The organism is Streptomyces sp. NPDC014861, assembly GCF_043081625.1.
GTDB lineage: Bacteria > Actinomycetota > Actinomycetes > Streptomycetales > Streptomycetaceae > Streptomyces.
This window is the reverse complement of the sequence record NZ_JBIBWV010000017.1, coordinates 80,068-106,107: the sequence shown is the minus strand read 5'-3', so window position 1 is coordinate 106,107 and position 26,040 is coordinate 80,068. Positions and strand designations below refer to the sequence as shown.

The window sequence follows — 26,040 nt, the reverse complement described above, 5'->3', positions numbered from 1 at the left end:
CCGGCGACGACCCTTCACCTTCCGTACGCCGGAGGAGACCGCCATGCCCGCACTCTCGCCCGCGCTCGCCGACTCCATCGTCCCGGCCGTCCCCGTGCCGGCCGGCATCCAGCCCTCCGTGGCGCTCCCCGCCCAGCCCGGCCCGGCCGGCGGGGCACAGCCCGCGCCCCGCTACGTCGTGGAACTCGCCCGTGACCAGGACGACGTCCGGGCCGCCCAGCGCCTGCGCCACCTGGTCTTCGCCGGTGAGCTGGGCGCCCGCCTCGACGGACCCGAACCGGGACTCGACACCGACGCCTTCGACGCCTACTGCGACCACCTCCTCGTCCGCGAGGAGACCACCCGCGAGGTCGTCGGCACCTACCGGATCCTGCCGCCCGAGCGGGCCGCCGTCGCCGGCCGGCTCTACTCCGAGACCGAGTTCGACCTCACCCGCCTCGCCCCCGTCCGCCACGACCTCGTCGAGGTCGGCCGCTCCTGCGTCCACCCCGCGCACCGCAACGGCGCCGTCATCGCCCTCATCTGGGCCGGGCTCGCCCGCTACATGACCCGCACCGGCCACGAGTGGCTGGCCGGCTGCTGCTCGATCCCGCTCGCCGACGGCGGCACCCTCGCCGCCGCGACCTGGGACACCGTCAAGGCGAAGCACCTCGCCCCGGAGGAGTACTGGGTCACCCCGCACAAGCTGTGGAACGCCGACGGCGTCGCCCGCCCCGAGGGCCGCGCCGAACTTCCCGCCCTGCTCCGCGGCTACATCCGGCTCGGCGCCTGGGTCTGCGGCGCCCCCGCCCACGACCCCGACTTCGGCGTCGCCGACCTCTATGTGCTGCTCTCGCTCCGCCGGACCAACCCCCGCTACCTCCGCCACTTCCTCTCGCTCGTCCCGGCCTCGTGAACCGGGCGGTCCCGCACCCCTCGCCGTGGCTCCCCACGGCGCCGTGCACCCCGGGCCGCCGCTGCGCGGCGCACCCGGCCCCCGGCACGGCCCCCGGGACCGCCCGCGCGGCCTTCCGGCCCGCATCCGTCCCGCTGGCCTGTGCCCGCCTGGCGGCCGGTCTCGCGGTCGTCCTCCTCGGGGTGGTCCTCCTCCCGCTGGTGGGGCGGCTGCCCGCCGCCGGGAGGCTCCGCCTCGTACGGCTCTGGGCGCGGGCGGTCGTCCGCGCCTTCGGCGTCCGGCTCGCGGTCACCGGGAACCGGCCGCCCGCCGGACGGCCCGCGCTCGTCGTCGCCAACCACGTCTCCTGGCTCGACATCCCCCTCGTCGCCGCCGTCCTCCCCGGCCGGATGATCGCCAAGCGGGAGGTGCGCGGCTGGCCGGTGCTCGGCGCGCTCGCCGCCCTCGGCGGCACCCTCTTCATCGACCGCGACGGGCTCCGCGGGCTGCCCGGCACCGTGCGCGAGGTCGCGGGCGCGCTGGCGGCCGGCGGCCGGGTGGCCGCGTTCCCGGAGGGCTCCACGTGGTGCGGGCGGGCCGGCGGGCGGTTCCGCCCGGCCCTCTTCCAGGCGGCGGTGGACACCGGATCCGATGTCCAGCCGGTACGGATCGGCTACCGGCCGCACGGGGCGGCGGGGTACGTGGGGGAGGACCCGCTCGGGGCGTCGCTGTGGAGGGTGGTGCGGACGCCGGAGCTGGCCGCCGAGGTCCGGATACTGGATCCGATATCCAGCATTCAGTATCCGGACCGCAGGCTCCTGGCCGCGGCGGCCCAGCACGCCGTCCACCCCACCGCCGTACCCCGCTCACCGGCCCCGCGGCTCCCCGCCGGACCTCGCGCCGCCGCGCTCCCCGCCGGACCTCGCGCCGCCATGCCGACCGCCGGATCTCCGACCGCCGCGCTCCCCACCGGGAGCCAGGCCGACCCGCTTCCCGCCGTCCCCCGGCAGCCCGCCTCGAGCGCCTACCGCGCCGTCGCCAGCGACAGCGCGAACCGGCCCTCCTCGTCCGTCCACCACCGCTCCGCCTCGAACCCGGCCTCGGCCAGCTCCGCCCGCACGCCCTCCTGACGGAACTTCGCCGACACCTCCGTCCGCAGTTCCTCGCCCGCCTCGAACGGCACCACCAGATCGAGGTCGGGGATCTTCACGGTCAGCGCGTGCCGGGCCCGCAGCCGCATCTCGATCCACTCCCGCTCCCGGTCCCACCGGGCCACGTGGTCGAAGTCCGCCGGATCCGCGTCGGCCCCCAGCTCCCGGTCGATCACGGCCAGCACGTTCTTGTTGAACTCCGCCGTCACCCCGGCCGCGTCGTCGTACGCGGCCACCAGGGTCGACTCGTCCTTCACCAGATCCGTGCCGAGCAGGAACGCGTCACCCGGCGCCGTCATCGACCGCACCGAGCGCAGGAAGGCCCGCCTCTCCTCCGGCAGGAGGTTCCCGATCGTCCCGCCCAGGAAGGCGACGAGTCGCGGCCCTGGCGTCCCCGGCAGCGTGATCCCCCGCGTGAAGTCGGCGACCAGCGCGTGGACCCGCAGCTCCGGCCGGTCCGCCAGGAGGGCCTCCGCCGCCCCCGTCAGCGCCGACTCGCTCACGTCCACCGGCACATAGGCGGCCAGCTCCGGCATCAGCGCGTCGATGAGGAACCTCGTCTTCTCCGACGACCCCGAACCCAGCTCCACCAGGGTCCGGGCCCCGGTCGCCGCCGCGATCTCCGGCGCCCGCGCGACCAGGATCTCCCGCTCCGCCCGCGTCGGGTAGTACTCCGGCAGCCGGGTGATCTCGTCGAACAGCTCACTGCCCCGGGCGTCGTAGAACCACTTCGGCGGCAGCTCCTTGGGGGAGCGGGTCAGCCCGCGCAGCACGTCGGCGCGCAGATCGGCGGCGGCCGCGTCCGCGGCGAGGGTACGGGTCAGCTGGAACGTGCTCACGCGGACGGCTCCTTGAGCGGGGTGAGGACGACTTCCGCCCGGGAGGCGGTGACGAGCGTCCGCTCGGGCACCTCCTGCCAGCGCGGATCGTCGTCGTACGGTTCGGAGGCCACGGCCACCCGGCCGGGACCCGACAGACACCACAGACTGTTCCCCCACACCGTCGCCGCGACCTGATCGCCGTCGGTGAGCAGCAGATTGAGCCGAGCCTCCGGAGCGGCCTCGGCCGCCGCCAGGACCGTCCCGGCGAGCGCGTCCCCCGGCCCCTGACCGGCCCGCAGCCGATGCAGCACCAGCGCCCACAGGAGCGCCGAGTCGGTCCGCGCCTCCAGATCGAGCAGCTCCGCCGCCGGGAGGGCGGCGGCCAGCGGCGTCAGCGACCCCGGCCAGCCCGGCACGGCGCCGTTGTGACTGAAGAGCCAGGGCCCCGACCCGAACGGCGCCGCCGCGGCCTCCCCGTCCGCGCCCGGCAGCGTCGCCCCCCGCACCGCGCCGAGCAGCGCCCCGCTCCGTACCACCCGGGCCAGGTCGGCGAAGGACAGGTCGCCCCAGATCGGACCGGTCCGCCGGTACCGGGCCGGGACCGGGTCCCCGTCCGCGTACCAGCCGACACCGAACCCGTCCGCGTTCACCACCCCGCTGCTCTGCGTGCGCGGCGCCCACGCCTGGCGCAGCAGCGCGTGCGGCGGCCGGATCAGCAGGTCGCCGAGCGCCACGGGATCGCCGAGATAGGCGATGTGACGGCACATCAGTCGAGCTCCGCGGAGCGTGCGGTGCGGAAGCCGGCGAAGATCTGCCGCCGCACCGGGTAGTCCCAGTTGCGGAAGGTGCCCCGGCAGGCGACCGCGTCCACGGCGAACGAACCCCCGCGCAGCACCTTGTACTCGGGGCCGAAGAACACTTCCGAGTACTCCTTGTACGGGAAGGGGCGAAAGCCCGGGTAGGGCAGGAAGTCGCTCGACGTCCACTCCCACACGTCGCCGATCAGCTGCCGCACCCCGAGCGGCGAGGCCCCCGCCGGGTAGCTCCCCGCCCGCGCGGGCCGCAGGTGCCGCTGGCCGAGGTTGGCGTGGTCGGGTCCGGGATCGGCGTCTCCCCACGGGTAGCGGCGCGAGCGGCCGCTCACCGGGTCGTGCCGGGCGGCCTTCTCCCACTCGGCCTCCGTCGGCAGCCGCCGGCCGGCCCAGCGCGCGTAGGCGTCCGCCTCGTACCAGCTGACGTGGACCACGGGCTCGTCCTCCGGCACGGGTTCGGTCACCCCGAACCGCCGGCGCAGCCACCGTCCGGCCTCCTGGTGCCAGAACAACGGTGCCACGACGCCGTGTTCGCGGATCTGGTTCCAGCCTTCCGGATGCCACCACCGCCGGTCGGTGTAGCCGCCGTCCGCCATGAACGCCAGATAGGAGCCGTTGGTGACCGGCGCGGTGTCGAGATGGAAGGCGGCCACGGTACGGGTGTGCGCGGGGCGTTCGTTGTCCAGGGCCCACGGCTCGTCCGAGGTCCCCATCGTGAACGGCCCTCCGGGTACGAGGATCTCGTCGGGGAGCGGCCCCGAGGGGTGGGACGGTGGCGGGGGAGCGGTCAGCGCGGCCGGCCCCGTCCTCAGCTGATGGGTGATCAGCATCGTCTCGTCGTGCTGCTGTTCGTGCTGGGCGATCATCCCGAACGCGAAGCCGGCGTCCAGCAGCGGACGCCCCTCCATGCGCGCCCCGGCCAGCACGTCGAGGACCCGGGTCCGTACGTCGGCGGCGTACGTCCGCGCCTCGGCGGGCGACAGCAGCGGCAGCGACGGACGCGCGGAGCGCGGGTGCGCGAAGGCGTCGTACAGCGGGTCGATCTCCGGGCGCAGCGCCTCCCGCCCCGCGACCTCCCGCCACAGCCACTGTTCCTCCTGGTTCCCGATGTGCGCCAGGTCCCAGACGAGGGGGGACATCAACGGAGAGTGCTGCGCGGTGAGTTCACCGTCCTCCACGCTGTCGGTGAGGAGGGCGGTGCGGGCCCGGGCCGCGGTCAGCGCGTCCAGCGCGCGACTCCGCAGCGCTTCCGCGCCCGCCGTCGTCCCCGCGTCGGTCGTTCCGGTCATGACGTCATCACCTGGAGTTCGTCGGCCGGGCAGGCCCCGGGATCCACGTACCGTTCCTGGAAGGCGTCCACCGCCCGTCGCACCCGCCCGCTCGCGCCGATCCTCCGCAGCGCCGGCCGCGCCGCCGCGAAGACGTCGCGGGCCGCCGCGTGCAGGACCGGGTCGGCGAGTCCGTCGCGGGCCGCCCGGAGCCACAGCGGGTTGCGGGGCGCCGGTTCCGGACCGGCGAGGTCGGCCAGCGGCCGAACCGCCCGGTACACCGCCTCGGCCGCCTCCGCGTCCTCGAAGACCGCGGTCGTCACCGCCACCGGCACCATCCAGCCGTCCGCGCCCGGCTGCGCGTCGATCATCCGCAGCTCCAGATGGCCGCGCGGCCGGACCGGAGGGAAGAGCGTCGTCACGTGATAGCGCAGGTCGTCGGTGTCGGCCGGCCGGGGCGATCCCGTCCGCAGCCACTCGCGGAAGGTCAGCCCCTCCGGTACCAGCCAGGGGCCGTCCTCCTCGCGCACGCAGAGCACCGGGGTGTCGAGGACGTGGGCCGCCCACTCCGCGCGCGGGTCGCCGTCGGCCGACGGCGCGAGCGTCCGCAGGGGGTCGAGGTCCGCCCACAGCGACTGCCGGGTGGAGCGCCAGCCGGTACGGCGCCCGCCGTGCTGCGGCGAGTTGGCGAAGACCGCCACCAGCACCGCGCCGAAGAGGTGCGCCAGCTCCCAGCGGCGCAGATAGCCGAGCGGTCCCGGCTCCTCCAGGCCGGCGTCCAGGCAGACCTGGACCGAGGCCGACTCGCACATCATGGCGCGGCCCGCGGGGCCCGTCCGGCCGAGCGCGGCCTCCATCGCGTCGTACCGCGGCTCGCGGAGCACCCGCTCGCGCGGAGCGTGCCAGGGGTCGACCCCGTATCCGCTCAGGGTCAGGCCGAGCGGGCCGAGCGCCGACCGCACCGCCGCCAGGTCGGAGGCGAGCGAGTCCAGGCACTCCATGAGGGATCCGGCGGGGCGCGAGCTGAGCTCCAGCTGCCCTCCGGGTTCGAAGGTGAGCGCCGACACCAGCGGCAGGGACCGTACGGTGTCGAGCGCGGCGGCCAGCCGGGGCGGTCGCACCGGCTCGCGCGGGTCGCGCAGATCGTGGACGAGCCACTCCAGCTCGGCCCCCACGGTGCGGGGCGGGCCGGTCTTGAAGCAGATACAGCGCAGCAGTTCCTCCGCCGCCTCCTCGGTGAGGGGCGGACCGCCGCGCGGGGTGCCGCTGAGCGTCATCCGTGCACCTCCAGGTGCTGGTCGCGGATCCGTTCGGGAGCCGCTGCTTCCACCTAAAGGCACCGCCGGGCGGCGTGCAAGAGCGCCTCAGCGCCCCCACGCGCGCCCCTTGTGCCCCCGGACGTCCGTAAATCGCCGCTCGGAGGGGAGTGGGGCGGGACGGCACAGGAGTGAAGGAAAAGCGTTTGTCCCGGACACGCCGAGAAGATCATCCTTCCTTCATGAGTGCACGACTGCGCGAGATCGCGCGGCAGACCGAGGCGATCGTCGCCTCGGGCTCCTACACCGCCCCCGGAGGGCGGACCGTCTCCCTCCACGAGGACCTCGCGGCCGCCCTGGCCGGAACCCGCCTGTACGGGCCCGAGCCCGTCCCCGTCACCCCCGGCACGGACCGCGCGGGCCGGATCGAGGTGACCGGTGAGAGCAGCCTCGCCGCCGCCCGCCGGATGACCGGCGCCGACCCCGGCACCCCCGTCGCCGTCCTGAACTTCGCCTCCGCCCGCAACCCCGGCGGCGGCTACCTCAACGGAGCCCAGGCCCAGGAGGAGGCCCTGTGCCGCTCCTCCGCCCTGCACGCCACCTTGCTCCGCGCCCCCGCCTACTACGCGCACCACCGAGGCGAACGGGACGCCTTCTACACCGACCGGGTGATCCACTCGCCCCGGGTGCCCGTCTTCCGCGACGACCGCGGTGCCCTGCTCGATCCCCCCTTCACCGTCGGATTCCTGACCTCGCCCGCGCCCAACGCCGGCGTCGTCCGCCGCCGCGACCCCGAGCAGGCCCACCGGCTGCCCGCGGCGCTCGCGTCCCGCGCCGAGCGGGTCCTGGAGACGGCGGTGGCGGAGGGGTACCGCCGCATCGTCCTCGGCGCCTGGGGCTGCGGCGTCTTCCAGAACGACCCGGCCGAGGTGGCGGGCGCCTTCAAGGCGCTGCTGGCCGGCGACGGACGGTTCGCCGGCCACTTCGACGAGGTCGTCTTCGCCGTCCTGGACCGGGGATCCGGGACTCCGACCCTCGCCGCGTTCCGTCGGACATGGGATCCGTCCGCGGGGCAGGGGATCCGGTAGCCCGTTCAGGCGCCCGATCCGTCCCGCGATGCGCACCTCGCACTCCCGTGCGAGCCTGAAGGCACATGGATTCGGCCACGGGAGGCACCGTCGTGGGCAAGAAACAGACCCGGGTGAACAAGGGCGCCCGTACCGGCGGCCACGAGCACCGCGAGGCGGTGTCCGTCAAGGAGAAGGGCGGGACCGCGGGCGCGAGCGAGGCGCCGCGGTCGGTCATCGAGACGGCGTCCCACCGCAAGGAACGGAAGTTCGGCCACAACTGAGCGGCCGCGGGGACGCGGACCACGGGAGTACGGGCCGGGGCCCGGTGCCTTCACGGCGCGCGGGCCCCGGCTCAGGTGCCGCCCGGACGGGTCGGTCACGTGTCGTCGCCGACGGTGATCTCCACCGTCGTCACCTCCTTCGAGCCGCCGGCCCGCGCGTCGCCGCCCCGCGCCGCCGGAACGGCGGCCGGCCGCTCGGAGCCGTTCGGATCCGTCGTGGCGAGCAGCCGGCGGGCGAGGCCGAGACCCGTCCCGCCCATGGTCAGGGCCTTGGCGAACATCTCCGCCATGCCGTCGGCGCCGTTGAGCAGGACCATCTGGTCCACGTTGCCGAAGGCCGACGCGCCGGCCTCGACGATCTCCGGCCACTTCTCGGCCAGCTGCTGCGCGACGACGGCCTCCTGGTTCTCGGCGAGGGCCGCGGCCCGGGCCTTGATGGCCTCCGCCTCGGCCAGACCCTTGGCCCGGGTGGCCTCGGCCACCGCGAGACCCTTGGCGTGTGCCGCGGCGGCCTCCGCCTCGCCGGTGACCCGGGTCGCCGTGGCCTTCGCCGCGCCGGCCAGCTCGGTCTCCCGCGCCGTGGCCTGGGCGGACGAGATCCGGGCGTCGCGCTCGGCCTCGGCCAGCGTCCGGGTCTCGTACGCCAGCGCGTCGGCCGGCTTGCGGACCTCCGCCTGGAGCTGCTGCTCCTTGCGGTGGCCCTCCAGCTCCGCGACCCGGGTCTCCTGGACGACGACCTCCTGGCGGGAGGCCGCCTCGGCGAGCGGGCCGGCCTGCCGGGCCCGGGCGCTGGCCTGGTCCCGCTCGGCCTGGTAGCCGGCCTGGAGGATCTCGCTGTCGCGGGTCGCCTCCGACATCCGGGCCGCCGCCTGCTGCTCGGCCTCGGTCGCCCGCCGGTTGGCCTCCGCCTGCGCGATGCGGGCGTCGCGCTGGACGGCCGCCGCGTGCGGGGCGGCGAGGTTCTTGATGTAACCGGTCGGATCCTCGATCTCGTGGATCTGGAGCGAGTCGACGATCAGCCCCAGCTTCTCCATCTCCGTGCCGCAGGCCGAGCGGGCCTGCCCGGTCAGCTTCTCCCGGTCACGGATCATGTCCTCGACCGTCAACCCGCCGACGATGGCGCGGAGATGACCGGCGAAGACGATGTGCACCCGCTCGCTCATCAGCTTCTGCTGGTCGAGGAAGCGGCGGGCGGCGTTGGCGATGGACACGAAGTCGTCGCCCACCTTGAAGATCACCACGCCGCGCACCTTGAGCGGGATTCCCTGGTGGGTGACGCACTCGACGGACAACTGGGTCTCGTTGAGGTCCAGCGACAGCTTGCGCACCGCCTGCACGCCAGGCACCACGAGGGTGCCGCGTCCGGTGACGATGCGGAACCCCATGCCCTCGCCGAGGCCCTCGTTCTTGTGGTTGGAACCGGAGATGATCAGCGCCTCGTTGGGTTCCGCGACGCGCCACATCATCTTGAACAGGACGATCAGGACGACGAGCGCGCCGACGACGGCGCCCGCCAGGATGCCGATGCCCATGGGCAAGGTCCCCCTTCACCGGAGCCGTGCGGATCCGGTGAAGGGAGTGTCCGCCCGGGACGGACGCCGCTCAAAGGGCGTGGCGGACGTCGTGTCAGACGTCGTACACGGCTGTGACATAGACGGTGCGCGGAGGGAGGTGTTCCATCACGGTGACGAGTGCGCCGACCTCGATCCGCTGCTTCGGGGAGGCGGGGTACGCGAGGAAGTGCTCGGCCCCGCCGCGGATCCGGAGGATCACCTCGCCGACCAGCCCGGGGCCGATGGTCCCGGTGACCCGGCCGAGCAGTCCCACCATCGAGCTGTCCATCGACGCGTCCATGTCCGAACGGTACGTCAGAACGTGAGTGTACGGAGCGGGTTGTACGTCGCCGTCGATCAGCGGACCGAGCGGATCGGGCGGACCGCGAGGGCGCCCAGGACCGACAGGACGGCGGCGACGAGGAACAGGGGCGTGTAGCCGCCGCCGATCGAGACCACCGCCGAGGCGACGAAGGGCGCCACGATCTGCGGGCCGGCGTTGGCGACGTTCAGCACGCCCATGTCCCGGGCCGCGTCCTCCGCCTTCGGCAGCACCATCGTCACCAGGGCGGTGTCCACCGCCATGTAGCAGCCGAAGCCGAGGCCGTTGACGATCGAGAAGGCGAGCATCGCCGCCCAGCTGGTCGAGACCGCGGGGATGAGCAGCGCGACGGCCGCCAGCGCGGCGGAGGCGCCGACGAAGAGCTTGCGGCGGTCGTAGCGGTCGGACAGCCAGCCGCCGAGGACCGTGGAGACCACCATGGCCACGGAGTTGACCGGCATGAGGATGGCGACCGCCTCCTCCGCGGAGAGCCCGGCCGGCAACTGGGTGTGGTCCTTCAGGATGTAGAGCTGGAAGCCGGCCACCGCGAAGTAGCCCAGGACGAGCAGCGCGCGGCCGATGAACGCCCAGCGGAAGTCGTGGTCCCTGAGGGCGCTGCCGAAGGCGGCGATCTGTGCCTTCACCGGCATGGGTGCCTTGGCCGGCATCCGCTCCTCGCGGGCGAGTGTGGTGAAGACGACCGAGGTGGCGGCGACGATCGTGCCGAAGACCAGATAGCCGGTCCGGTAGTCCTCGGAGAAGGCCGCGCCGACCAGGGCGCCGATGGTGGAGCCGATCGGCAGCCCCAGGCCGACGGCCGCGGACGCCTTGCCGCGCGAGGCGAGCGGGACCCGGTCGGGCACCACGGAGGTGATGGCCGCCTGGTACACGTTCATCACCGCCTGGCCCAGACACCAGGCGATGGCCACCATCAGGATCGTGTCCACGCTGCCGAGCAGCAGCATCACCGGAACGGCGAGCAGTCCGCCGGCCAGGATCCACGGGTTGCGCCGTCCGGAGCGGTCGGACAGCGCCCCCGCGACCGGGTTGAACACGGTCGCGAAGATCGCGGACACGCCGGAGACGAGTCCGAAGTTCGCCACCTTGTCGGCCGGGTCGATGGCCTCGATCTGGAGCGCGAGCAGCAGTCCCGGCACGCCGATGTAGAGCGTGTACATCGCGGTGTTGCCGAGGAGTAGCAGCGGGAGGAGGCCTCGGGTGGGCCGGGTGGGCCGGGTGGTGGGGGAGTCGGGGCCGGCGGCGGAGCCGGAGCCCGTACCGGCTCCGGTCCCGGGGGAGGAAAGGGCCACGTTGCCCTCCAGGGGAGAACGCCCGATGAGGGGGCGGGAAGCGGATGGTTTCAGGGTGGTGACACGTGTCAGTGACGCGTGTCAGCATTGTGTAGCACCGGATTCCGGCCATCCGCCAGACCTGGCGCCGGATTGTTCTGGAAAGATGCCGAAGCGATGAGTCAGTCGATCGAACAGCCTGCCGACGGCACCCCGGGCCGCACCCCCGCCCGAGCCGTGCCGACCAGCGCCGACGTGGCGCGCCTCGCGGGCGTCTCCCGGGCCACCGTCAGCTACGTCCTCAACAACACCTCGGCCGTCCGCATCAGCGAACCGACCCGCGAACGGGTCCGCGAGGCGGCCCGCGAGCTGGGGTACATCCCCCACGCGGCCGCCCGCACCCTGCGCGCGGGCCACAGCCGGACGGTCCTCCTGCCCACCGCCCACGTGCCCGTAGGCCCCCTCTACAGCCGCTTCTACAACGACCTCCAGTGGGCCCTGCGCCGCCTCGACTACACCGTCGTCCAGTACGGCAGCGTCGGCCTCGCCCCCGAGGACGCCGCCCGCGCGTGGGCGGAGCTGCGCCCGGCCGCCGTCGTCTCGACCGGCGAGGTGGAGGTGACGCCCGAGGCCGTGGACATCCTCAAGCGCTCCGGGGTCAAGGCGGTGATCACCGTCGGGACCCGCCCGGCCGACGACACCCACTCCCTGGTCCTGGACCAGCCCCGGGTCGGCGAGGTCGCCGTCGAGCACCTGATCGCGAACGGCCGCCGCCGGATCGGTGTCGTCGTGCCCGAGGAGCCTGGCCTCGCGATGTTCTCCGGCCCCCGCCTGGAGGGCGCCCGCCGCGCCGCCGAGTCCGCCGGCGCCGCCGTCGTACCCCTGCCCCTCGCGTACACCGAGGAGTCCGCGGAGGAACTGGCCGCACGCTGGCCGCAGCTCGCTCTCGACGCCGTCTTCGCCTACAACGACGAGTACGCGATGCTCCTGATGCGCGCCCTCCAGGACGCCGGGACGACCGTGCCCGAGGAGACCGCCGTCGTCGGCGCCGACGACCTCCTCCTCGGCCGCCTGCTGCGCCCGCGCCTGAGCACCGTGCGCATCGACCTGATCCCCGGCCGCGAACTGGCCGCCATGATCGACGACGCCGTCAACGGCACCGCGCCCGGGCCGAGCGCCCGCTCCCTCCTCGACTCGCGGGTGATCCGGCGCGAGTCCAGCTGACCGGCGCGCCCGCCGCCCGGCGAGAGGCGGACGCAGCGCTTAGCGTCGGTTCATGAGCACTCACCCGAAGCGGTACGAGATCCTGCTGGTGCCGACGCACGTCCTGGACCGGGGAGGGGCCGCCGTCGCCGACAGCGCCGTCCGGACGGCCGTCGTCGAGCGGACCGGACGGTCCGGCGAGTCCGGCTACCCCATCTACGAGGGGCACGGCGTCGTCGCCGACATCGACCCCGGGACGCTGACCGTCGAGGCCCTGCTCGTGGACGGCCGGGAGCTCGACTACGGCCTGGTCGCGCTGGTGCGGGAAGCGTCGGCGGGATGACACGGAGGGGTGGTGAAGACGGGCGCGCCCCGGGGCGGGACTCGTCAGGCCCCGCCCCGGGACGGGCCTGACCGGCCCGGGATCGTCTGGCGGCCGGGGGTCGCGTGACCGCCGAGGGACGGCCTGACCGGCGGCCCGGGACCGTCTGACGGCCGAGGGTCGCGTGACTGCTCCGGGACGGCCTGACCGGTGCCGTACCACGTGACCGCCGAGGGGACGGCCTGACCGCCGAGGGTCGCGTGACCGCCGAGGGACGTCCCGGCCGGCGCCTCACCGGCGCCTCACCGGCGCCTCACCTGCGCCTCACCGGCGCGTGGCTGTCCGGCCGCCGAGGGACGGCCGCGGCTGGCGGGCCCGGCTCGCCGTTGACAGGCGCGGCCGAGGGGCCCAGACTCTGCGCGCGCACCAGCGCGAAACTTCTTTCACCAGGCGAACAGAGTCGTCCGCCGGTCACCCGGGAGAGATCCGATGAGCATCCGCGACGTGTACATCGTCGACGCCGTCCGCACCCCGATCGGGAAGTTCGGCGGCGGCCTCGCCTCCGTACGGCCGGACGACCTCGCCGCCCATGTCGTCAAGACCCTCGTCGACCGCACCCCCGACCTCGACCCCGCCCTCATCGACGACGTCTACTTCGGCGACGCCAACGGCGCCGGCGAGGACAACCGCGACGTGGCCCGCATGGCCGTCCTGCTCGCCGGACTCCCCGCCACCGTCCCCGGCGTCACCGTCAACCGGCTCTGCGGCTCCGGCCTGGAAGCCGTGATCCAGGCCGCCCGCGCGATCGCCCTCGGCGACGCGTCCGTGGCGATCGCCGGCGGCGTCGAGTCCATGTCCCGCGCCCCCTGGGTCCTCCAGAAGCCCGAGCGCGCCTTCCCCGCGAGCCACCAGCAGCTCCACTCGACCACCCTGGGCTGGCGCATGACCAACCCGCGGATGCCCGCCGAGTGGACCGTCTCCCTCGGCGAGGGCGCCGAACTCGTCGCCGACAAGCACGCCATCGGCCGCGACCGCCAGGACGCCTTCGCCCTCGACAGCCACCGCAAGGCCGCCGAGGCGTGGGCCAAGGGCCTGTACGACGGCGAGGTCGTCCCGTACCCCGGCGCTGAGCTCCACCGCGACGAGTGCGTCCGCGAGAACACCTCCCTGGAGGCGCTCGCCCGCCTCAAGCCCGCCTTCAGGACCGACGGCGGCACCGTCACCGCCGGCAACGCCTCCCCGCTCAACGACGGCGCCGCCGCCCTCCTCCTCGTCGACGAGGACGGGCTGCGCGAGAGCGGCCGCGAACCGCTCGCCCGGGTCCGCGCCTCCGCCGTCACCGGCATCGAGCCCCAGCTCTTCGGCCTCGGCCCGGTCGCCGCCGTCCGCCGGGCCCTCGGCAAGGCCGACCGCTCCTTCGCCGACCTGACGACCTTCGAGCTCAACGAGGCGTTCGCCGCCCAGGCCCTCGGCTGCCTCGCCGAGTGGCCGGAACTCGACCCCACGATCGTCAACCCGCGCGGCGGCGCCATCGCCCTCGGCCACCCGCTCGGCGCCTCCGGCGCCCGCCTCGCCGGCTCCGTCGCCCACCAGCTCGCCGCCGCCGGCTCCGGCACGGGCCTCGCGGCCCTCTGCATCGGCGTCGGACAGGGCCTGGCGCTGGTCCTGGAGCGCTGACAGGCCCTCCGCCCCCGGCCGCCGGCACACGACGGAGCCCCCGCCGGAGCGGGGGCTCTCACCGTGCGGGGGCGGACAGGGTCACTGGCCCCCGGCCTGCTGCTGCTCCGCGACCGACTTCCGCACCTCGTCCATGTCCAGGTTCCGCGCCTGGCCGATGACGTCCTCCAGCGCGGCCTCCGGCAGCGCCCCCGGCTGCGCGAAGATCGCCACCTTGTCCCGCACGATCATCAGCGTCGGGATCGAGCGGATCTCGAAGGCGGCCGCCAGCTCCTGCTGCGCCTCGGTGTCGACCTTGGCGAAGACCAGGTCCTGGTGACGCTCGGACGCCGCCTCGTACACCGGGCCGAACTGACGGCAGGGTCCGCACCAGGAAGCCCAGAAGTCGATCAGGACGAAGTCGTTCTCGCTCACGACCTCGTCGAAGTTTTCCTTGGTGAGCTCGATGGTGCTCATTCCTCCGCCTTTCCGTCTCCGGTGGTGTCCTCACGGTCCCCTGGGGACTCGCCCCGCACAACGGCCTATCGAGCCGCGCTATTCCGGCCCCTACCCAGCAGACTGTTCCTCATGACGCGAACGGTGGAGAACGAGCACGAGTACGACGTGGTGGTCCTCGGGGCGGGACCGGTCGGCGAGAACGTCGTCGACCGGGTACGGGCCGCCGGACTGACCGCCGCGATCGTGGAGGCCGAGCTGCTCGGCGGCGAGTGCTCCTACTGGGCCTGCATGCCCAGCAAGGCCCTGCTCCGTCCGGTCCTCGCCCGATCCGACGCGCGCAAGGTCCCCGGGCTGCGCGAGGCGGTGTACGGCCCGCTCGACGCGGTGGAGGTCTTCACGCACCGGGACGAGACCGTCGGGTACTGGAAGGACGACGGCCAGGTCGACTGGCTGGCGTCCATCGACGTACGCGTGTACCGCGGCCACGGGCGCGTGCGGGGTCCCCGCACGGTGGTCGTCGACGGCCCCGAGGGCGAGCACCACGTCCTCACCGCCCGGCACGCGGTGGCCGTCTGCACCGGCAGCCGCGCGGTCCTGCCCCCGCTGCCCGGCCTCGCCGGCGCCCGCCCCTGGACCAGCCGCGAGGCGACCAGCGCCGACCGGGTGCCGGGTCGCCTGATCGTCGTCGGCGGAGGCGTCGTCGGCGTCGAGATGGCCACCGCCTGGCACGCCCTCGGCTCCCACGTCACGATGCTCGTCCGCGGCGACGGGCTGCTCCCGCGCATGGAGCCCTTCGTCGGCGAGCTCGTCACGGAGGCGCTGCGGGCCCGGGGCGCCGACGTGCTCACCGGCGTCTCGGTCGAGGCGGTCGTACGGGACGGCGGCAGCGGCCCCGTCACCGTGGTCCTGGAGGGCGGCGACACGGTCGAGGGCGACGAGGTCCTGTTCGCGACGGGCCGGGCCCCGCGCACCGAGGACATCGGCCTGGAGACCGTCGGCCTGGAACCCGGCTCGTGGCTCGACGTCGACGACAGCCTCCGCGTCACCGGCAGCGACTGGCTGTACGCGGTCGGGGACGTCAACCACCGGGCCCTCCTCACCCACCAGGGCAAGTACCAGGCGCGGATCGCGGGAGCCGCCATCGCCGCACGCGCCGCCGGCACCGCGCTCACGGAGCTCGCGCCCTGGGGCTCGCACGCGGCCACCGCCGACCACGGGGCCGTCCCCCAGGTCGTCTTCTGCGACCCCGAGGCCGCCGCCGTCGGCCTCAGCCTCGCCGAGGCCGAACGCGCCGGACACCGGGTCCGCGCGGTCGACGTCGAGATGAGCTCGGTCGCCGGCGCCGGCCTCTACGCCCAGGGCTACCGCGGCCGGGCCCGGCTCGTCGTCGACCTCGAACGCGAGGTCCTCCTCGGCGCCACCTTCGTCGGCCCCGCCGTCGGCGAACTGCTCCACGCCGCCACCGTCGCCGTCACCGCCGAGGTCCCCGTCTCCCGCCTCTGGCACGCCGTCCCCTCCTACCCCACGCTCAGCGAGGTCTGGCTCCGGCTCCTGGAGGCCTACCGGGACGGCGCCGACCCGGCGTGAGCCCCGAGGAGCGCATCAACGCGTACGACGCCACCTGCGCCCGCTGCGGCGAACCTGTCCCGGCGGGCGCCGGGCTGCTCCGGCACGGCCGCCGCGGCTGGGACGTCCACCACCGCGAGCACGCTCCCGCGCCGGGCCCGCCGCCGCCCGGAGACCATCCGGGCTGGCACCGGCGGCCGCTGCTGTCGCTGGACATCGGATCCACGGGAAACGATCCCGCGCGGGACCGCATCACGGCGGCGGCGGTGCGGGGGAGCGACGGGACGGCTCGGGACTGGGTACTGGATCTTGGATCCAACATCCAGGCCCCGAGCTCCGGATCCCAGGCGCTGGGTCCGGTTCCTGGATACAACATCTTGGATCCAACCCCCGGATCCCAGGCTCCGGGTCTGGATCCTGGATCCAACATCCGGGATCCAAGCTCCGGACCCCAGACTCCGGGTCTGGATCATGGATCCAGTATTTCGGACCCGAACGCTGGATCCGGTACCTCGGATCCGGATCCTGGATCCAGCATCTTGGATCCGAGCGTCGGATCCCCCGTCCCAGGTCCGGGCAAGGGATCCGAAGATCCCGCCCGAGCCCTCGAAGAGCTCGCCGGCCTCCTCTCCGACCACCTCGCCCGCCACGAACTCCTCGTCGTCTGGTACGCCCCCCACGTGCTCTCGACGCTCCACGCCGAACTCCTGCGTCACGGCCTGGCCCCGCTCGCCGACCGTCTCCCGGACGGCGTCGTCGCCCCGGTCTGCGATCCGCTGGTCTTGGACCGGCACGCGGACCGCTACCGGCCCGGCGGCCGTTCGCTGCCGGCCGTCGCGGAGTGGTACGGGGTTCCGCTCGAGCGGCCGGGCGATCCGGCGTCGGACGCCGGGGCGGCGCTGCTGGTGGCGGACGCGATCGCGGCCTCGTACCCGGCGGTGGCGAAGCTCTCGCGCCCGATGCTGCACACCGAGCAGATCCTCTGGTACGCGGAACAGATGGAGCGTCACCCGGACGCGCCGACCTGGCCGTTCGACCGCGTCGAGCCCCGGGGGCCTGTGGACCCCCAGGAGCCCCCGGACGCCGGGGACCCCGCCGGCCCCGCGGATCCCGCGGCGGGCTGAGCGAGGCTCAGGCGCGGGGGACGAGCAGGGCGGCCGCGGCGCGGGCGGTGTCCAGCGGGGGGCGCGGGTCGGGGGTGGAGCCCTGGCCGAGGACGACGCGGGTGCTCAAGCCGTCGAGGAGGGCGAGGAGTTCGGAGGCGCGGGCGGTCGCGTCGAGCGGGGCGAAGCGGCCGCGGGCGGCGCCGGCGGACAGCAGGGACTCCAGGTCGCGCTGCCAGTCGGCGTCCAGCTCCTGCTGGGCCTCGCGGAGTTCGGGGTTGCCGGGGGTCCGGGCCCAGAGCTCGATCCAGAGCGTCCAGCGCGGGTCGCGCGGGCCGCGCGGGAGGTAGAGCCTCAGGAAGTCGTCGAGCTTCCGCTCCGCGGTGGTCCGGCGGGCGATCAGGGCCCGGCGCTCGTCGGCGAGCGCGGCCTCGCTCCAGCGCAGCGCGGCGAGCAGCAGCCGGTCCTTGGAGCCGAAGTAGTAGAGGATGTGGCCGCCGCTGGTGCCGAGCCGTTCGGCCAGCGCCGACATCGTGAGGGAGGCGAGGCCGTCCTCGGCGATCGCCGCCATGGCCTCCTCCAGCATCCGCTCCTGCGTGACGTGTCCGTCGCGCCGCCGTGCCGCCCCTGTCACCGTCGTCCCGCCCCGTTCGTCCGGCCCGGCCCCGCCCTCGCGCGCGGCCGCGTACGCCTCCGACCTTAACCGGACTTCCCCAGGGTCTTGACGCGACCGGAACCTGTCACTCATCTTGAATGTCATTCAAGAACTTAGAACGGTGTTCAAGATCATTGCTCAAGGTCATTGTTCAAGATCATCGTTCGAGATCGCTGTGCGAGATCCAGGCAGGGGTGCAGGCATGCGAAGAGAAGAGCGCGGGGTGCTCGATCAGGAGACGCCGGCCGCGGCCGTCCCGACGGTCACCCGGGACGAGGTCTTCCAGGTCGAGGAACACGGCATCGACCCCATCCCCGACGCGGAGCGCCACGGCAGCGCCAAGGACGTCTTCTGGGTCTGGTTCGGCTCGAACCTCACCTTCACCTACGTGATCAACGGCTCCCTGGCCGTCGCCTTCGGCCTCTCCTTCTGGCAGGCCACCGCCGTCGTCGTGATCGGCGGCCTCTCCTTCCTCGTGATCGGTGCCGCCGGTCTCGGCGGCGTCCGCACCGGCACCGCCACCCTCGTCCTCTCCCGCGCCGCCTTCGGCCCTCGCGGCAACCGCCCCGCCGGCGCCCTCAACTGGATCGTCAGCATCGGCTACACCGTCGTCAACACGGTCGTCGGCACCCTCGCCCTGGAAGCCTTCCTCGCCTCCCTGGGCTGGTCCGGCGGACCGCTGCCCCGCGCCCTGGCCCTCGCCGTCACCCTCGCCCTGACCTTCGCGATCTCCTTCTGGGGCCACGCCACCGTCCAGTTCGCCGAACGCTGGATGGCCTACGTCCTCGCCGCGGGCTTCGGCGTCCTCGTGGTCCTGCTGGTGCCCGGCGCCGACACCTCGGCCCCGACGACCGGTCCCGGCGCCGTGGGCTGGAGCCTCGCCTTCGTGGTGATGCTCGCCGGCCCGTTCTCGTACCTCCCGATGCCCGCCGACTACACCCGCTACCTGCCCCGCACCACCAGCCTGCGCGCCGTGACCGTCAGCGGCGCCCTCGGCGGCTTCCTCTCCTCGGTCGCCCTCGGCGTCACGGGCGTCGCCGCCGCCACGCAGACCGACATGACCGACGCGGTCGCGGGCGCCGAGAGCCTGCTGCCCGGCTGGTTCCGGCCGGTCTTCCTCGCCCTCGTCCTCGGCGGCTCCGTCACCAACTCCGTGATCACCCTCTACTCCTCCGGCCTCAACCTCCAGGTCCTCGGCATCCCCTGGAACCGCGTCCGCGCCCTCGGGGTCAGCGCCGCCGTCACCGCCGCGGGCTCCCTCGGCGCCCTCTTCCTCACCGACTTCACCACCTCCCTCCTCTCCTTCCTCTCCCTCCTGATCATCGTGTTCGCCCCCTGGGGCGGCGTCTTCCTCGCCGACATGCTGCTGCGCCGCTGCCGCTACGACTCCGACGCCCTCCACCGCACCGACCCGGCCGGCGCCTACTGGTACCGCGCGGGCTGGCATCCCGCCGGCGCCGCCGCCCTCCTCACCGGCGGTCTCTTCTCCGCCCTCACCTGCGACTCCGCCCTCTGGACCGGCCCCCTCGTCGCCCCGCTCGGCGGAGCCGACCTCACGCTCCTCGGCGCGCCCGTCGCCGCGCTCGTGTACGTCCTCCTGGCGCGCCGCACCGCCACCCCGCACCCGGCCGCCTGACCCGCGACCGCCGCCACTCCTCCCGTACGACAAGGAACGCACCCCGCATGAACGGCACCACCCCCGCCCCCGCCGACCTGCTCCTCACCGGCGCCCGCATCCACACCGTCGACCCCGCGCTGCCCGAGGCGGAGGCGATGGCCGTACGGGACGGGCGGATCGTCTGGCTCGGCGCCGCCGCCGACGCGGACGCCTGGACCGGACCCGGCACCCGCGTCCTCGACGCCGGCGGACGGCTCGTCCTCCCCGGCTTCGTCGACGCACACAACCACGTCCGGCTCGGCTCCGACGACGCCTGCGTCCAGCTCGCCGGCGCCCGCACCCTCGACGAGATCCACGCGCGCGTGCGCGCCTGGCACACCGCCCACCCCGACGCCGCCTGGATCGAGGCCGAGGCGTTCGACTACTCCGCGATCCCCGGCGGCCGCATGCCCACCGCCGCCGACCTCGACCCCGCCACCGGCGACACCCCGGCCCTCGTCCTCAGCTACGACGTCCACACCGCCTGGCTCAACACGGCCGCCCTGCGCGCCCTCGGCGTCGACCGCGACCACACCGACCTCCCCTTCGGCACCGCGGTCACCGACCCCGCCACCGGCGAACCCACCGGCTTCGTCAAGGACTTCGCCATCAAGGGCCTCTCCCGGGACGGCCACCGCGCGCTGCGCGCCCTCGGCGTCCCGTGGGCCTCGCCCGACCGCCAGTACGGGCGGCTCGCCAAGAGCCTCGACGACGCCATCCGCTTCGGCATCACCACCGTCGTCGAACCCCAGAACTCCCTCGACGACCTCGCCCTCTTCACGCGCGCGCGTGCCGAGGGCCGGCTCCGCTCCCGGATCGTCGCCGCCCTCTTCCACCCGCGCGGCACCACCGACGCCGACCTCGACGCCTTCGAGACGGCGGCCGGGGAGCACGCCGACGACCGCTTCCGCGTCGGGCCGCTGAAGCTGTACATCGACGACGTCGTCGAGCCCCGGACCGCCGCCCTCCTGGAGCCGTACGCCGGCTGCGGCCGCCATCGGGGCGACACCTTCTACCCGCCCGAGGAGTTCGCCGACCTGCTCGCCCGCCTCGACGCGCGCGGCTTCCAGTGCTTCGTGCACGCGACCGGCGACCGGGGCATCCGGACGGTCCTCGACGCCGTCGCCCACGCCCGCGCGGTCAACGGCCCCCGCGACGCCCGCCACCAGGTCGTCCACGTGGAGTGCCTGGACCCCGCCGACACCCCGCGCTTCGCCGACCTCGGTGTCGTCGCCTGCATGCAGCCCCGGCACGCGGCCCCCGACATCGCGGGACCCGGCCAGGACTGGGCCGAGAACATCGGACCCGAGCGCTGGCACAAGGCCTGGCCGCTCCGCGACCTGCGGGAGGCCGGCGCGGTGCTCGCCCTCTCCAGCGACTGGAACGTCGCCGAGATGGACCCCATGGTCGGCATCCACGCCGCCGTCACCCGCCGCCCGCTCCACGGCGGGGAGCCCTGGACGGAGGGGCAGACCCTCACCGCCGTCGAGGCGGTCGAGGGCTACACGATGGGCTCCGCGTACGCCAACTTCCTGGAGCACGAACGAGGTTCGCTGACGGTCGGCAAGCTCGCCGACTTCGTCGTCCTCTCGCGGGACATCCTTCGGATCGCCCCGGAGGACATCCCCGGGACGGTCGCGGAGACGGTCGTCGTCGGCGGCGAGATCGTGGCGGAGAGCGCGGTGGTGTGAGGCGGGGCGAGGCGGGATGCGGCAGGGTGAGGCGGGGGCGCCCGGTCGCCGGGCGCCTTCTCCTTCTCCCGTACGGGCGCCCTCACGCACCGATCCGCTCAGTGCCCGCCGTCATCCCCGGACCTCACCTCCATCCGCCGGACGAACGAGCGGCCCGCGTCCCGTGATTCGTAGACCCCGTCGCCCGTGGCCACGAGGAGCTGTCGCGCGCCGACGGCGGTCAGGGCCTGCGGCGCGCCCCCGGGCACGGCACCGACCCGGGTCCAAGAGGTGCCGCCGTCCCCGGAGCGGAAGAGGACCCCGTCGGGGGAGACACCGTGGAGCGCGTCCGCCGTGCCCCAGGAGACGTACGAGAGGACCTGCCCGGACCCGGGCGTGAAGGTCCTGCCGCCGTCGGTGCTGCGGGCGACGCCCGCCTCGGTGGTGGCGACCACGGTGTCCTGCGCGGTCGGCGAGACGGCGATGTCGAGGGCGCGGAGCGTGGCCCGGTCCTCCCAGGCCGTCCGGTCGTGGGTGACGCGGAGCCGCCCGTTGGTGCTGTCGTAGCCGTAGACCGGCCCGCCGGGTGCCGCGTCGAGCGCGTGGAAGTCGACCTCGCCGCCGAGGGGCTGCTCCGTCCAGGTGCGGCCCGCGTCGGAGGAGGCGACGAGTCCGAGGTTCGAGGGGCCGCCGCTGCCCGGCGCGGGGTGGCCACTGGCCAGGAAGGTTCCGTCGGGGGCAACCGTGAACCCCATGAAGTCGTCGCGCCGGTCGCCGACGAGGACGGGCGCGCCGCCGGCGCCGGGGGAGTGGATCCCCTCGTGCGTGGCGACGTACAGCGTGCCTTCGTGGAGGCCGAGTCCGTGGATGTGGGTGAGGGCGGATCCGGAAGCCTCGCCCTGGACGTCGGGGGCCTGCGAGCAGGCCGTCAGGGCGAGAGGGAGGGCGAGGGCGACGGCGAGCGTGAGGTACAGCCGCCGGGACGGGGCGAGGGGCCGTGCGGGGGAGGGGGAAGGGTCGGGGGCGCTCGCGGCGGAGCGGGTCGCGATCCTGAGGATGCGTGGCGTGATCATCGTTTTTTCGTTGTTCCTTCGTTCGCCGAGGCGGAGGTGTCGGAGGGGCGGGCCCGGGGCCGGGCCAGGTCTGGGCGGGGCTGAGGGTTCGGGGCCGGGCCAGGTCTGGGCGGGGCTGAGGGTTCGGGTGGGGCCGGGAGTCCGTGTGAGGTCGAGGGCTCGGGTGATTGCCAGTGCTCGGGTGGGTGCACCGCGAGCCTCGGCGGGACCGCAGGCTCGGGCGGTACCGCAGGCTCGGGCGGTTCCGCGAGCTGGACGGGACTGGAGCCCGGACGGGACCCGGGGCCTGGATGCGGCCTGAGCCGGGCCGGGCCCCGGTCCTGATGGGGCCCGAGCCTGGAGGGGACAGGAGCCCGGACGGACCCGGCCCAGCCTGGAGGGCCCCGGCCCAGCCTGGACGGACCCGGCCCAGCCGGGAACGGGATCCCCGACCGGGCCGGGTCCCCCGGCCGGGCCGGGTCCCCCGGCCCGGCCGCCGGACCGGGCCACGCGGTGGCGACTGGTCGCGGGCCGGACGCCGTTATCCGAGTCGGTCGAGGATCTTCCGCAGTTCGGTGATCTCGGAGGTCTGGGCGCGGACGACCTCACCGGCCAGGTCCCTGGCCTCGGCGTTGCGGCCGTCCCTCTGCTCGTCCCGCGCCATCGTCACGGCGCCTTCGTGGTGGGCGATCATCAGCTCGGCGAAGGCGCGGTCGAAGTCCTTGCCCTTGGCGTCGGCGAGCTTCTTCATGTCCTGTTCGGACATCATCCCGGCCATCGAGTGGCCCGCCCCCGCGGACTCGGGCCTGCCCCAGCCCTTCAGCCACGCCCGCATCTTCCGGATCTCGGGGTCCTGGGCCTGCTCGACGGCGGCGACGATCCTCTTGACGCCCGCGTCCTCGGCGCGCCCGTCGGCGAGCTTCGCCATCTCCAGGGCCTGCTCGTGGTGGGGGATCATCATCTGCGCGAACATCACGTCCGCGTCGTTGAAGCTCCCGGCCGCCGAGGGGGCGGCGGAGGGGGCGCCGGTGGCGGACGCCGACGCGGTCCCGCCGTCGTGGTCCATCCCGCTCATCGAACCGCCCTCGTCACCGCAGGCGGCGAGGAGCAGGGCGGCAGCGGCGACGGCGCCGGTCAGGCCGAGGGCGCGGGGGGTGCGGTTCCGGAAAGTACGCATGGTGATACCTCGTGTGCTGTACGTACGGTCATGGGCTCATACCGGTGGGCGCGCGGGCGGCACGGAGCGGCTCGCGGCGGACGGGTACGGCCTAGATCCGCAGGACGGACAGCCGGGCGAGGTCGGGTGGGCGGCGCGGCGGGGCGTGCGGCCCGAGCGCGGGAGTGAGTCGCGCGAGGAGGAGGACGAGCCAGTCGGGGCGGCGGCCGAGCGCGGCCCGGACGAGGCCGGCGAGCAGCCAGCCGGCCAGGACGGCCACGCAGAGCGTGGTCATGTCCATCCCGGACCCGGGCGCGTGCCCCTCGTCCGGCAGGCCGGAGCCGTGGGACCCGCCGACGTCCGGAGCGTGCGCCGCCGCGCCGCTCCCGCCCCCCGAGCCATCGGCGGCGCTCATGGCGTCCATGGCGTTCGCGGCGGTGGAGACGGTGCCGGCGACGGCGCTCGTGCCCGAGGGCGAGCCCTGGGGGTGACCGGTGGAGTGCATCATGACCACCCCGAGCGCGAGCACGACGACGAGCAGGAGGTGCGCGAGGGCACCTCCCGCTCGTTCGCCGGGGCGCGGCCGGGGTGTGGGCATGATCAGGACCTCCGGGGCCCGACCATACCGTGCCGGGGTATCAGATCCGCGTCAGGACGGCAGCTCGCCGTTCATCGCCGCGGCCATCCGCAGATGCGGGGCGGCCTCGTCCGCGCGCCCCTGGCGCTCCAGCGTGCGGCCGAGCATCAGCCGCGCGTAGTGCTCGACCGGATCGCGCTCCAGGACGGCCCGCAGCTCGGTCTCCGCGAGCTTGAGCTGGGCGGAGTGGTAGTAGGCGCGGGCGAGCAGCAGTCGCTGGGCGGTCTGGTCCGGGTGCTCGGCGACGAGGCCGCGCAGGATGCGGACGGCGGTCTGGTACTCCTTCGCGTCGAAGAACAACTGCGCGCGGCTCCAGCGATCGGCGGCCGTTCCGAACTCGTAGTACGTGTCGCTCACTTGCTCTCCCTGTTCCGGGGTGCCGGATCTGCCACCCTGTGGGGTGGTCCGCCCTCGTCAACACCGAAGAGTAGTTGAACATTCCACCATCTATGCTGTGCCTCGATCTCCTTGATCTTCCCGATCTCTGCGATCGCCCCGATCCTTGCGATCTCCCCGATCTCTTCGATCTCCCTGATTCCCCCACTGGAGAGGTGTCGATCCCCGATGAGCAATCTCGACCGCCAGGCCGAGCTCGCGGTGTGCGGTGGCCGCGGCTTCGTCGTCGCCGAGCCCGTACGCGAACTCCTCAGCCCCCGGCACGTCCAGCTCGGCGAGGCGACGGAGGTGCGGCGGCTGCTGCCGAACCTCGGCCGGCGGATGGTCGGGGCCTGGGCCTTCGTCGACCACTACGGCCCCGACGACATCGCCGACGAGCCCGGCATGCAGGTCCCGCCCCACCCCCACATGGGCCTCCAGACCGTCAGCTGGCTGCACGAGGGCGAGGTCCTGCACCGCGACTCGACCGGCAGTCTCCAGACGATCCGCCCCCGCGAGCTGGGCCTCATGACCTCGGGCCGGGCGATCTCCCACTCCGAGGAGAGCCCCCGGCCGCACGCGCGCCTCCTGCACGGCGCCCAGCTCTGGGTGGCCCTGCCCGACGCCCACCGGCACGTCGAACCGCACTTCCAGCACCACACCGACCTGCCCCGGGTCACCGCGCCCGGCCTCACCGCCACGGTGATCCTCGGCTCCCTCGACGGCGCGACCTCGCCCGGCACCGCGTACACCCCGATCGTCGGGGCCGATCTCGCGCTCGCCGCCGGCACCGAGACGGAGCTCCCGCTCGACCCGGACTTCGAGTACGCCGTCCTCGCCATGTCCGGCGAGGCCCACGTCGACGGCGTCCCCGTCCTCCCCGGCTCCATGCTCTACCTTGGCTGCGGCCGCACGTCCCTCCCGCTCCGCGCCGCCTCCGACGCCGGACTGATGCTCCTCGGCGGCGAACCCTTCGAGGAGGAGATCGTCATGTGGTGGAACTTCGTCGGCCGCACCGACGACGAGATCCGCAAGGCCCGCGAGGAGTGGATGACGAGCGACCGCTTCGGCGAGGTCAAGGGCTACGACGGCGATCGCCTGTCCGCCCCCGAGGTCCCGGCGACGACGCTGAAGGCCCGGGGAAGGGTGCGCTGACCTGGGGTTTTCTCTCCCGGGTCGATGCGGGGGTCGGGGAATGTCGCCCAGCTCCGGGCACTACGACATGGGACCGGCCATGCGACGGCTCGGTGTCGAGTCACTGCGCAGGATGGACGAGGTCGCCCTGGTCAGCGAACACCTGCCGGGGCTGAGGGACCGTACCTCGCACGCGGTCAACCTGGCGGTGTGGGGCGATCACGGCCCCGTCGTCGTGCGCTGGGAGTACGGCGCCCACGCACTGCCGATCACGGTCCGCGTCGGCGCCACCATGCCGCTGCTGAACTCGGCGATGGGAGCGGCGTTCCTCGCGCACCTGCCCGAGCGGCTCACCGAGCCGGTGCTGCGCGCACAGCTGGAGACGGAGGCCCTGGACGCGGCCACCCGGGACCGGGTCGACCGGATCCGGGCCGAGGTGCTGCGCGAGGGGGTGTCCACCACCGTCGGCGGCGTCATTCCCGGCGTCACCTCCCTGGCGGCCCCGTGTTCACGGCCGGCGAGTCCTTCCCGCTCGTCGTCACCCTCGTCATGCCGGCGCGGGGTCTCACGGAGCAGGACGTGGCCCGCCTCTCGGCGGAACTGCTGAGCGCGACCCGGGCCATGTCCGAGATGCTGGGGCACTCCACGGTCCAGCACCGCGCGTAGGACGTACGCGCCTCCCGAACGCCCGGGAGGCG

Annotated in this window: 25 protein-coding genes and 1 pseudogene; 13 read left to right on the top strand and 13 right to left on the bottom strand. The window is 74.2% G+C overall.

The window, feature by feature from the left end:
- Nucleotides 1–43: 43 nt before the first annotated feature.
- Nucleotides 44–895, top strand: a complete 852-nt coding sequence (locus ACF1BN_RS27490) for a GNAT family N-acetyltransferase (protein WP_392334274.1) — start codon at nucleotides 44–46, stop codon at nucleotides 893–895.
- Nucleotides 892–2,004: a 1-acyl-sn-glycerol-3-phosphate acyltransferase gene (locus tag ACF1BN_RS27485; protein ID WP_392334273.1), complete on the top strand. Its 1,113-nt coding sequence runs from the start codon at nucleotides 892–894 to the stop codon at nucleotides 2,002–2,004. The genes ACF1BN_RS27490 and ACF1BN_RS27485 overlap by 4 nt, the downstream gene beginning before the upstream one ends.
- On the opposite strand, the gene egtD is transcribed toward ACF1BN_RS27485, so the two are convergent.
- The 4 genes from egtD to egtA are packed head-to-tail and all read right to left on the bottom strand — an operon-like array spanning nucleotide 1,899 to nucleotide 6,203.
- Entirely contained in the window at nucleotides 1,899–2,864 is a 966-nt protein-coding gene (gene egtD / locus ACF1BN_RS27480) for an L-histidine N(alpha)-methyltransferase (protein WP_392334272.1), read from the bottom strand. The genes ACF1BN_RS27485 and egtD overlap by 106 nt on opposite strands.
- A complete protein-coding gene (egtC, locus tag ACF1BN_RS27475) occupies nucleotides 2,861–3,613 on the bottom strand; it encodes an ergothioneine biosynthesis protein EgtC (RefSeq protein WP_392334271.1) in 753 nt (250 codons plus the stop codon). The genes egtD and egtC overlap by 4 nt, the downstream gene beginning before the upstream one ends.
- Nucleotides 3,613–4,947 (bottom strand): ergothioneine biosynthesis protein EgtB, encoded by a 1,335-nt coding sequence (gene egtB, locus ACF1BN_RS27470; RefSeq protein ID WP_392334270.1) that lies wholly within the window; start codon nucleotides 4,945–4,947, stop codon nucleotides 3,613–3,615. Before egtB ends, egtC begins: the two co-directional genes overlap by 1 nt.
- Nucleotides 4,944–6,203, bottom strand: coding sequence for an ergothioneine biosynthesis glutamate--cysteine ligase EgtA (gene egtA, locus ACF1BN_RS27465; RefSeq protein ID WP_392334269.1), 1,260 nt, complete (start codon nucleotides 6,201–6,203; stop codon nucleotides 4,944–4,946). Before egtA ends, egtB begins: the two co-directional genes overlap by 4 nt.
- A gap of 221 nt (nucleotides 6,204–6,424) precedes the next feature.
- Here egtA and ACF1BN_RS27460 point away from each other — a divergent pair, with 221 nt between their 5' ends.
- The gene (locus ACF1BN_RS27460) at nucleotides 6,425–7,270 is read left to right on the top strand and encodes a TIGR02452 family protein (protein WP_392334268.1); all 846 of its coding nucleotides are present in this window, start codon (nucleotides 6,425–6,427) and stop codon (nucleotides 7,268–7,270) included.
- Nucleotides 7,271–7,362: 92 nt separating this feature from the next.
- Nucleotides 7,363–7,533, top strand: a complete 171-nt coding sequence (locus ACF1BN_RS27455; protein ID WP_392334267.1) for a hypothetical protein — start codon at nucleotides 7,363–7,365, stop codon at nucleotides 7,531–7,533.
- Between the two features lie 95 nt (nucleotides 7,534–7,628).
- Here the strand turns inward: ACF1BN_RS27455 and ACF1BN_RS27450 are convergent, their stop codons facing one another.
- From ACF1BN_RS27450 to ACF1BN_RS27440, 3 genes are all read right to left on the bottom strand, one after another.
- Complete coding sequence (locus ACF1BN_RS27450; RefSeq protein ID WP_392334266.1) at nucleotides 7,629–9,065, bottom strand: flotillin family protein; 1,437 nt, start codon at nucleotides 9,063–9,065, stop codon at nucleotides 7,629–7,631.
- A gap of 94 nt (nucleotides 9,066–9,159) precedes the next feature.
- Nucleotides 9,160–9,387, bottom strand: coding sequence for a hypothetical protein (locus tag ACF1BN_RS27445; RefSeq protein ID WP_392334265.1), 228 nt, complete (start codon nucleotides 9,385–9,387; stop codon nucleotides 9,160–9,162).
- A 56-nt stretch (nucleotides 9,388–9,443) separates the two neighbouring features.
- Entirely contained in the window at nucleotides 9,444–10,718 is a 1,275-nt protein-coding gene (locus tag ACF1BN_RS27440) for an MFS transporter (RefSeq protein ID WP_392334264.1), read from the bottom strand.
- Between the two features lie 156 nt (nucleotides 10,719–10,874).
- Here ACF1BN_RS27440 and ACF1BN_RS27435 point away from each other — a divergent pair, with 156 nt between their 5' ends.
- The 3 genes from ACF1BN_RS27435 to ACF1BN_RS27425 all read left to right on the top strand — a co-directional run bounded on the left by ACF1BN_RS27435 (nucleotide 10,875) and on the right by ACF1BN_RS27425 (nucleotide 13,899).
- A complete protein-coding gene (locus ACF1BN_RS27435; protein WP_392334263.1) occupies nucleotides 10,875–11,921 on the top strand; it encodes a LacI family DNA-binding transcriptional regulator in 1,047 nt (348 codons plus the stop codon).
- A 52-nt stretch (nucleotides 11,922–11,973) separates the two neighbouring features.
- Nucleotides 11,974–12,243 carry a hypothetical protein gene (locus ACF1BN_RS27430; protein WP_392334262.1) on the top strand — a complete coding sequence of 90 codons (270 nt, stop codon included), beginning with the start codon at nucleotides 11,974–11,976 and terminating at the stop codon, nucleotides 12,241–12,243.
- A gap of 468 nt (nucleotides 12,244–12,711) precedes the next feature.
- Entirely contained in the window at nucleotides 12,712–13,899 is a 1,188-nt protein-coding gene (locus ACF1BN_RS27425) for a thiolase family protein (protein ID WP_392334261.1), read from the top strand.
- Nucleotides 13,900–13,980: 81 nt separating this feature from the next.
- Here the strand turns inward: ACF1BN_RS27425 and trxA are convergent, their stop codons facing one another.
- Complete coding sequence (trxA, locus tag ACF1BN_RS27420) at nucleotides 13,981–14,355, bottom strand: thioredoxin (protein ID WP_392334260.1); 375 nt, start codon at nucleotides 14,353–14,355, stop codon at nucleotides 13,981–13,983.
- Nucleotides 14,356–14,466: 111 nt separating this feature from the next.
- Between trxA and ACF1BN_RS27415 the strand changes: the two genes are divergently transcribed.
- Nucleotides 14,467–15,924 (top strand): dihydrolipoyl dehydrogenase family protein, encoded by a 1,458-nt coding sequence (locus ACF1BN_RS27415; RefSeq protein WP_392334259.1) that lies wholly within the window; start codon nucleotides 14,467–14,469, stop codon nucleotides 15,922–15,924.
- Between the two features lie 518 nt (nucleotides 15,925–16,442).
- Complete coding sequence (locus ACF1BN_RS27410) at nucleotides 16,443–17,027, top strand: hypothetical protein (protein WP_392334258.1); 585 nt, start codon at nucleotides 16,443–16,445, stop codon at nucleotides 17,025–17,027.
- 7 nt (nucleotides 17,028–17,034) lie between these two features.
- Here the strand turns inward: ACF1BN_RS27410 and ACF1BN_RS27405 are convergent, their stop codons facing one another.
- A complete protein-coding gene (locus ACF1BN_RS27405) occupies nucleotides 17,035–17,640 on the bottom strand; it encodes a TetR/AcrR family transcriptional regulator (protein ID WP_392334257.1) in 606 nt (201 codons plus the stop codon).
- A 223-nt stretch (nucleotides 17,641–17,863) separates the two neighbouring features.
- Here ACF1BN_RS27405 and ACF1BN_RS27400 point away from each other — a divergent pair, with 223 nt between their 5' ends.
- Nucleotides 17,864–19,297 (top strand): purine-cytosine permease family protein, encoded by a 1,434-nt coding sequence (locus ACF1BN_RS27400; RefSeq protein WP_392334256.1) that lies wholly within the window; start codon nucleotides 17,864–17,866, stop codon nucleotides 19,295–19,297.
- 47 nt (nucleotides 19,298–19,344) lie between these two features.
- Entirely contained in the window at nucleotides 19,345–21,009 is a 1,665-nt protein-coding gene (locus ACF1BN_RS27395; RefSeq protein WP_392334255.1) for an amidohydrolase, read from the top strand.
- Between the two features lie 98 nt (nucleotides 21,010–21,107).
- Here ACF1BN_RS27395 and ACF1BN_RS27390 read toward each other — a convergent pair whose 3' ends face one another.
- The 4 genes and pseudogenes from ACF1BN_RS27390 to ACF1BN_RS27375 all read right to left on the bottom strand — a co-directional run.
- Nucleotides 21,108–22,061 (bottom strand): F510_1955 family glycosylhydrolase, encoded by a 954-nt coding sequence (locus ACF1BN_RS27390; RefSeq protein ID WP_392334254.1) that lies wholly within the window; start codon nucleotides 22,059–22,061, stop codon nucleotides 21,108–21,110.
- A 520-nt stretch (nucleotides 22,062–22,581) separates the two neighbouring features.
- Nucleotides 22,582–23,217 (bottom strand): DUF305 domain-containing protein, encoded by a 636-nt coding sequence (locus ACF1BN_RS27385; RefSeq protein WP_392334253.1) that lies wholly within the window; start codon nucleotides 23,215–23,217, stop codon nucleotides 22,582–22,584.
- A gap of 91 nt (nucleotides 23,218–23,308) precedes the next feature.
- Nucleotides 23,309–23,794 carry a hypothetical protein gene (locus ACF1BN_RS27380; protein ID WP_392334252.1) on the bottom strand — a complete coding sequence of 162 codons (486 nt, stop codon included), beginning with the start codon at nucleotides 23,792–23,794 and terminating at the stop codon, nucleotides 23,309–23,311.
- A gap of 51 nt (nucleotides 23,795–23,845) precedes the next feature.
- Nucleotides 23,846–24,196 (bottom strand): annotated as a pseudogene (locus ACF1BN_RS27375) (tetratricopeptide repeat protein); the annotation flags it as partial.
- A 201-nt stretch (nucleotides 24,197–24,397) separates the two neighbouring features.
- Here ACF1BN_RS27375 and ACF1BN_RS27370 point away from each other — a divergent pair.
- Together ACF1BN_RS27370 and ACF1BN_RS27365 are read left to right on the top strand one after the other, a co-directional pair.
- Nucleotides 24,398–25,363 carry a pirin family protein gene (locus tag ACF1BN_RS27370; protein ID WP_392334251.1) on the top strand — a complete coding sequence of 322 codons (966 nt, stop codon included), beginning with the start codon at nucleotides 24,398–24,400 and terminating at the stop codon, nucleotides 25,361–25,363.
- A gap of 40 nt (nucleotides 25,364–25,403) precedes the next feature.
- Nucleotides 25,404–25,949, top strand: coding sequence for a hypothetical protein (locus tag ACF1BN_RS27365; RefSeq protein ID WP_392334250.1), 546 nt, complete (start codon nucleotides 25,404–25,406; stop codon nucleotides 25,947–25,949).
- Nucleotides 25,950–26,040: the final 91 nt, after the last annotated feature.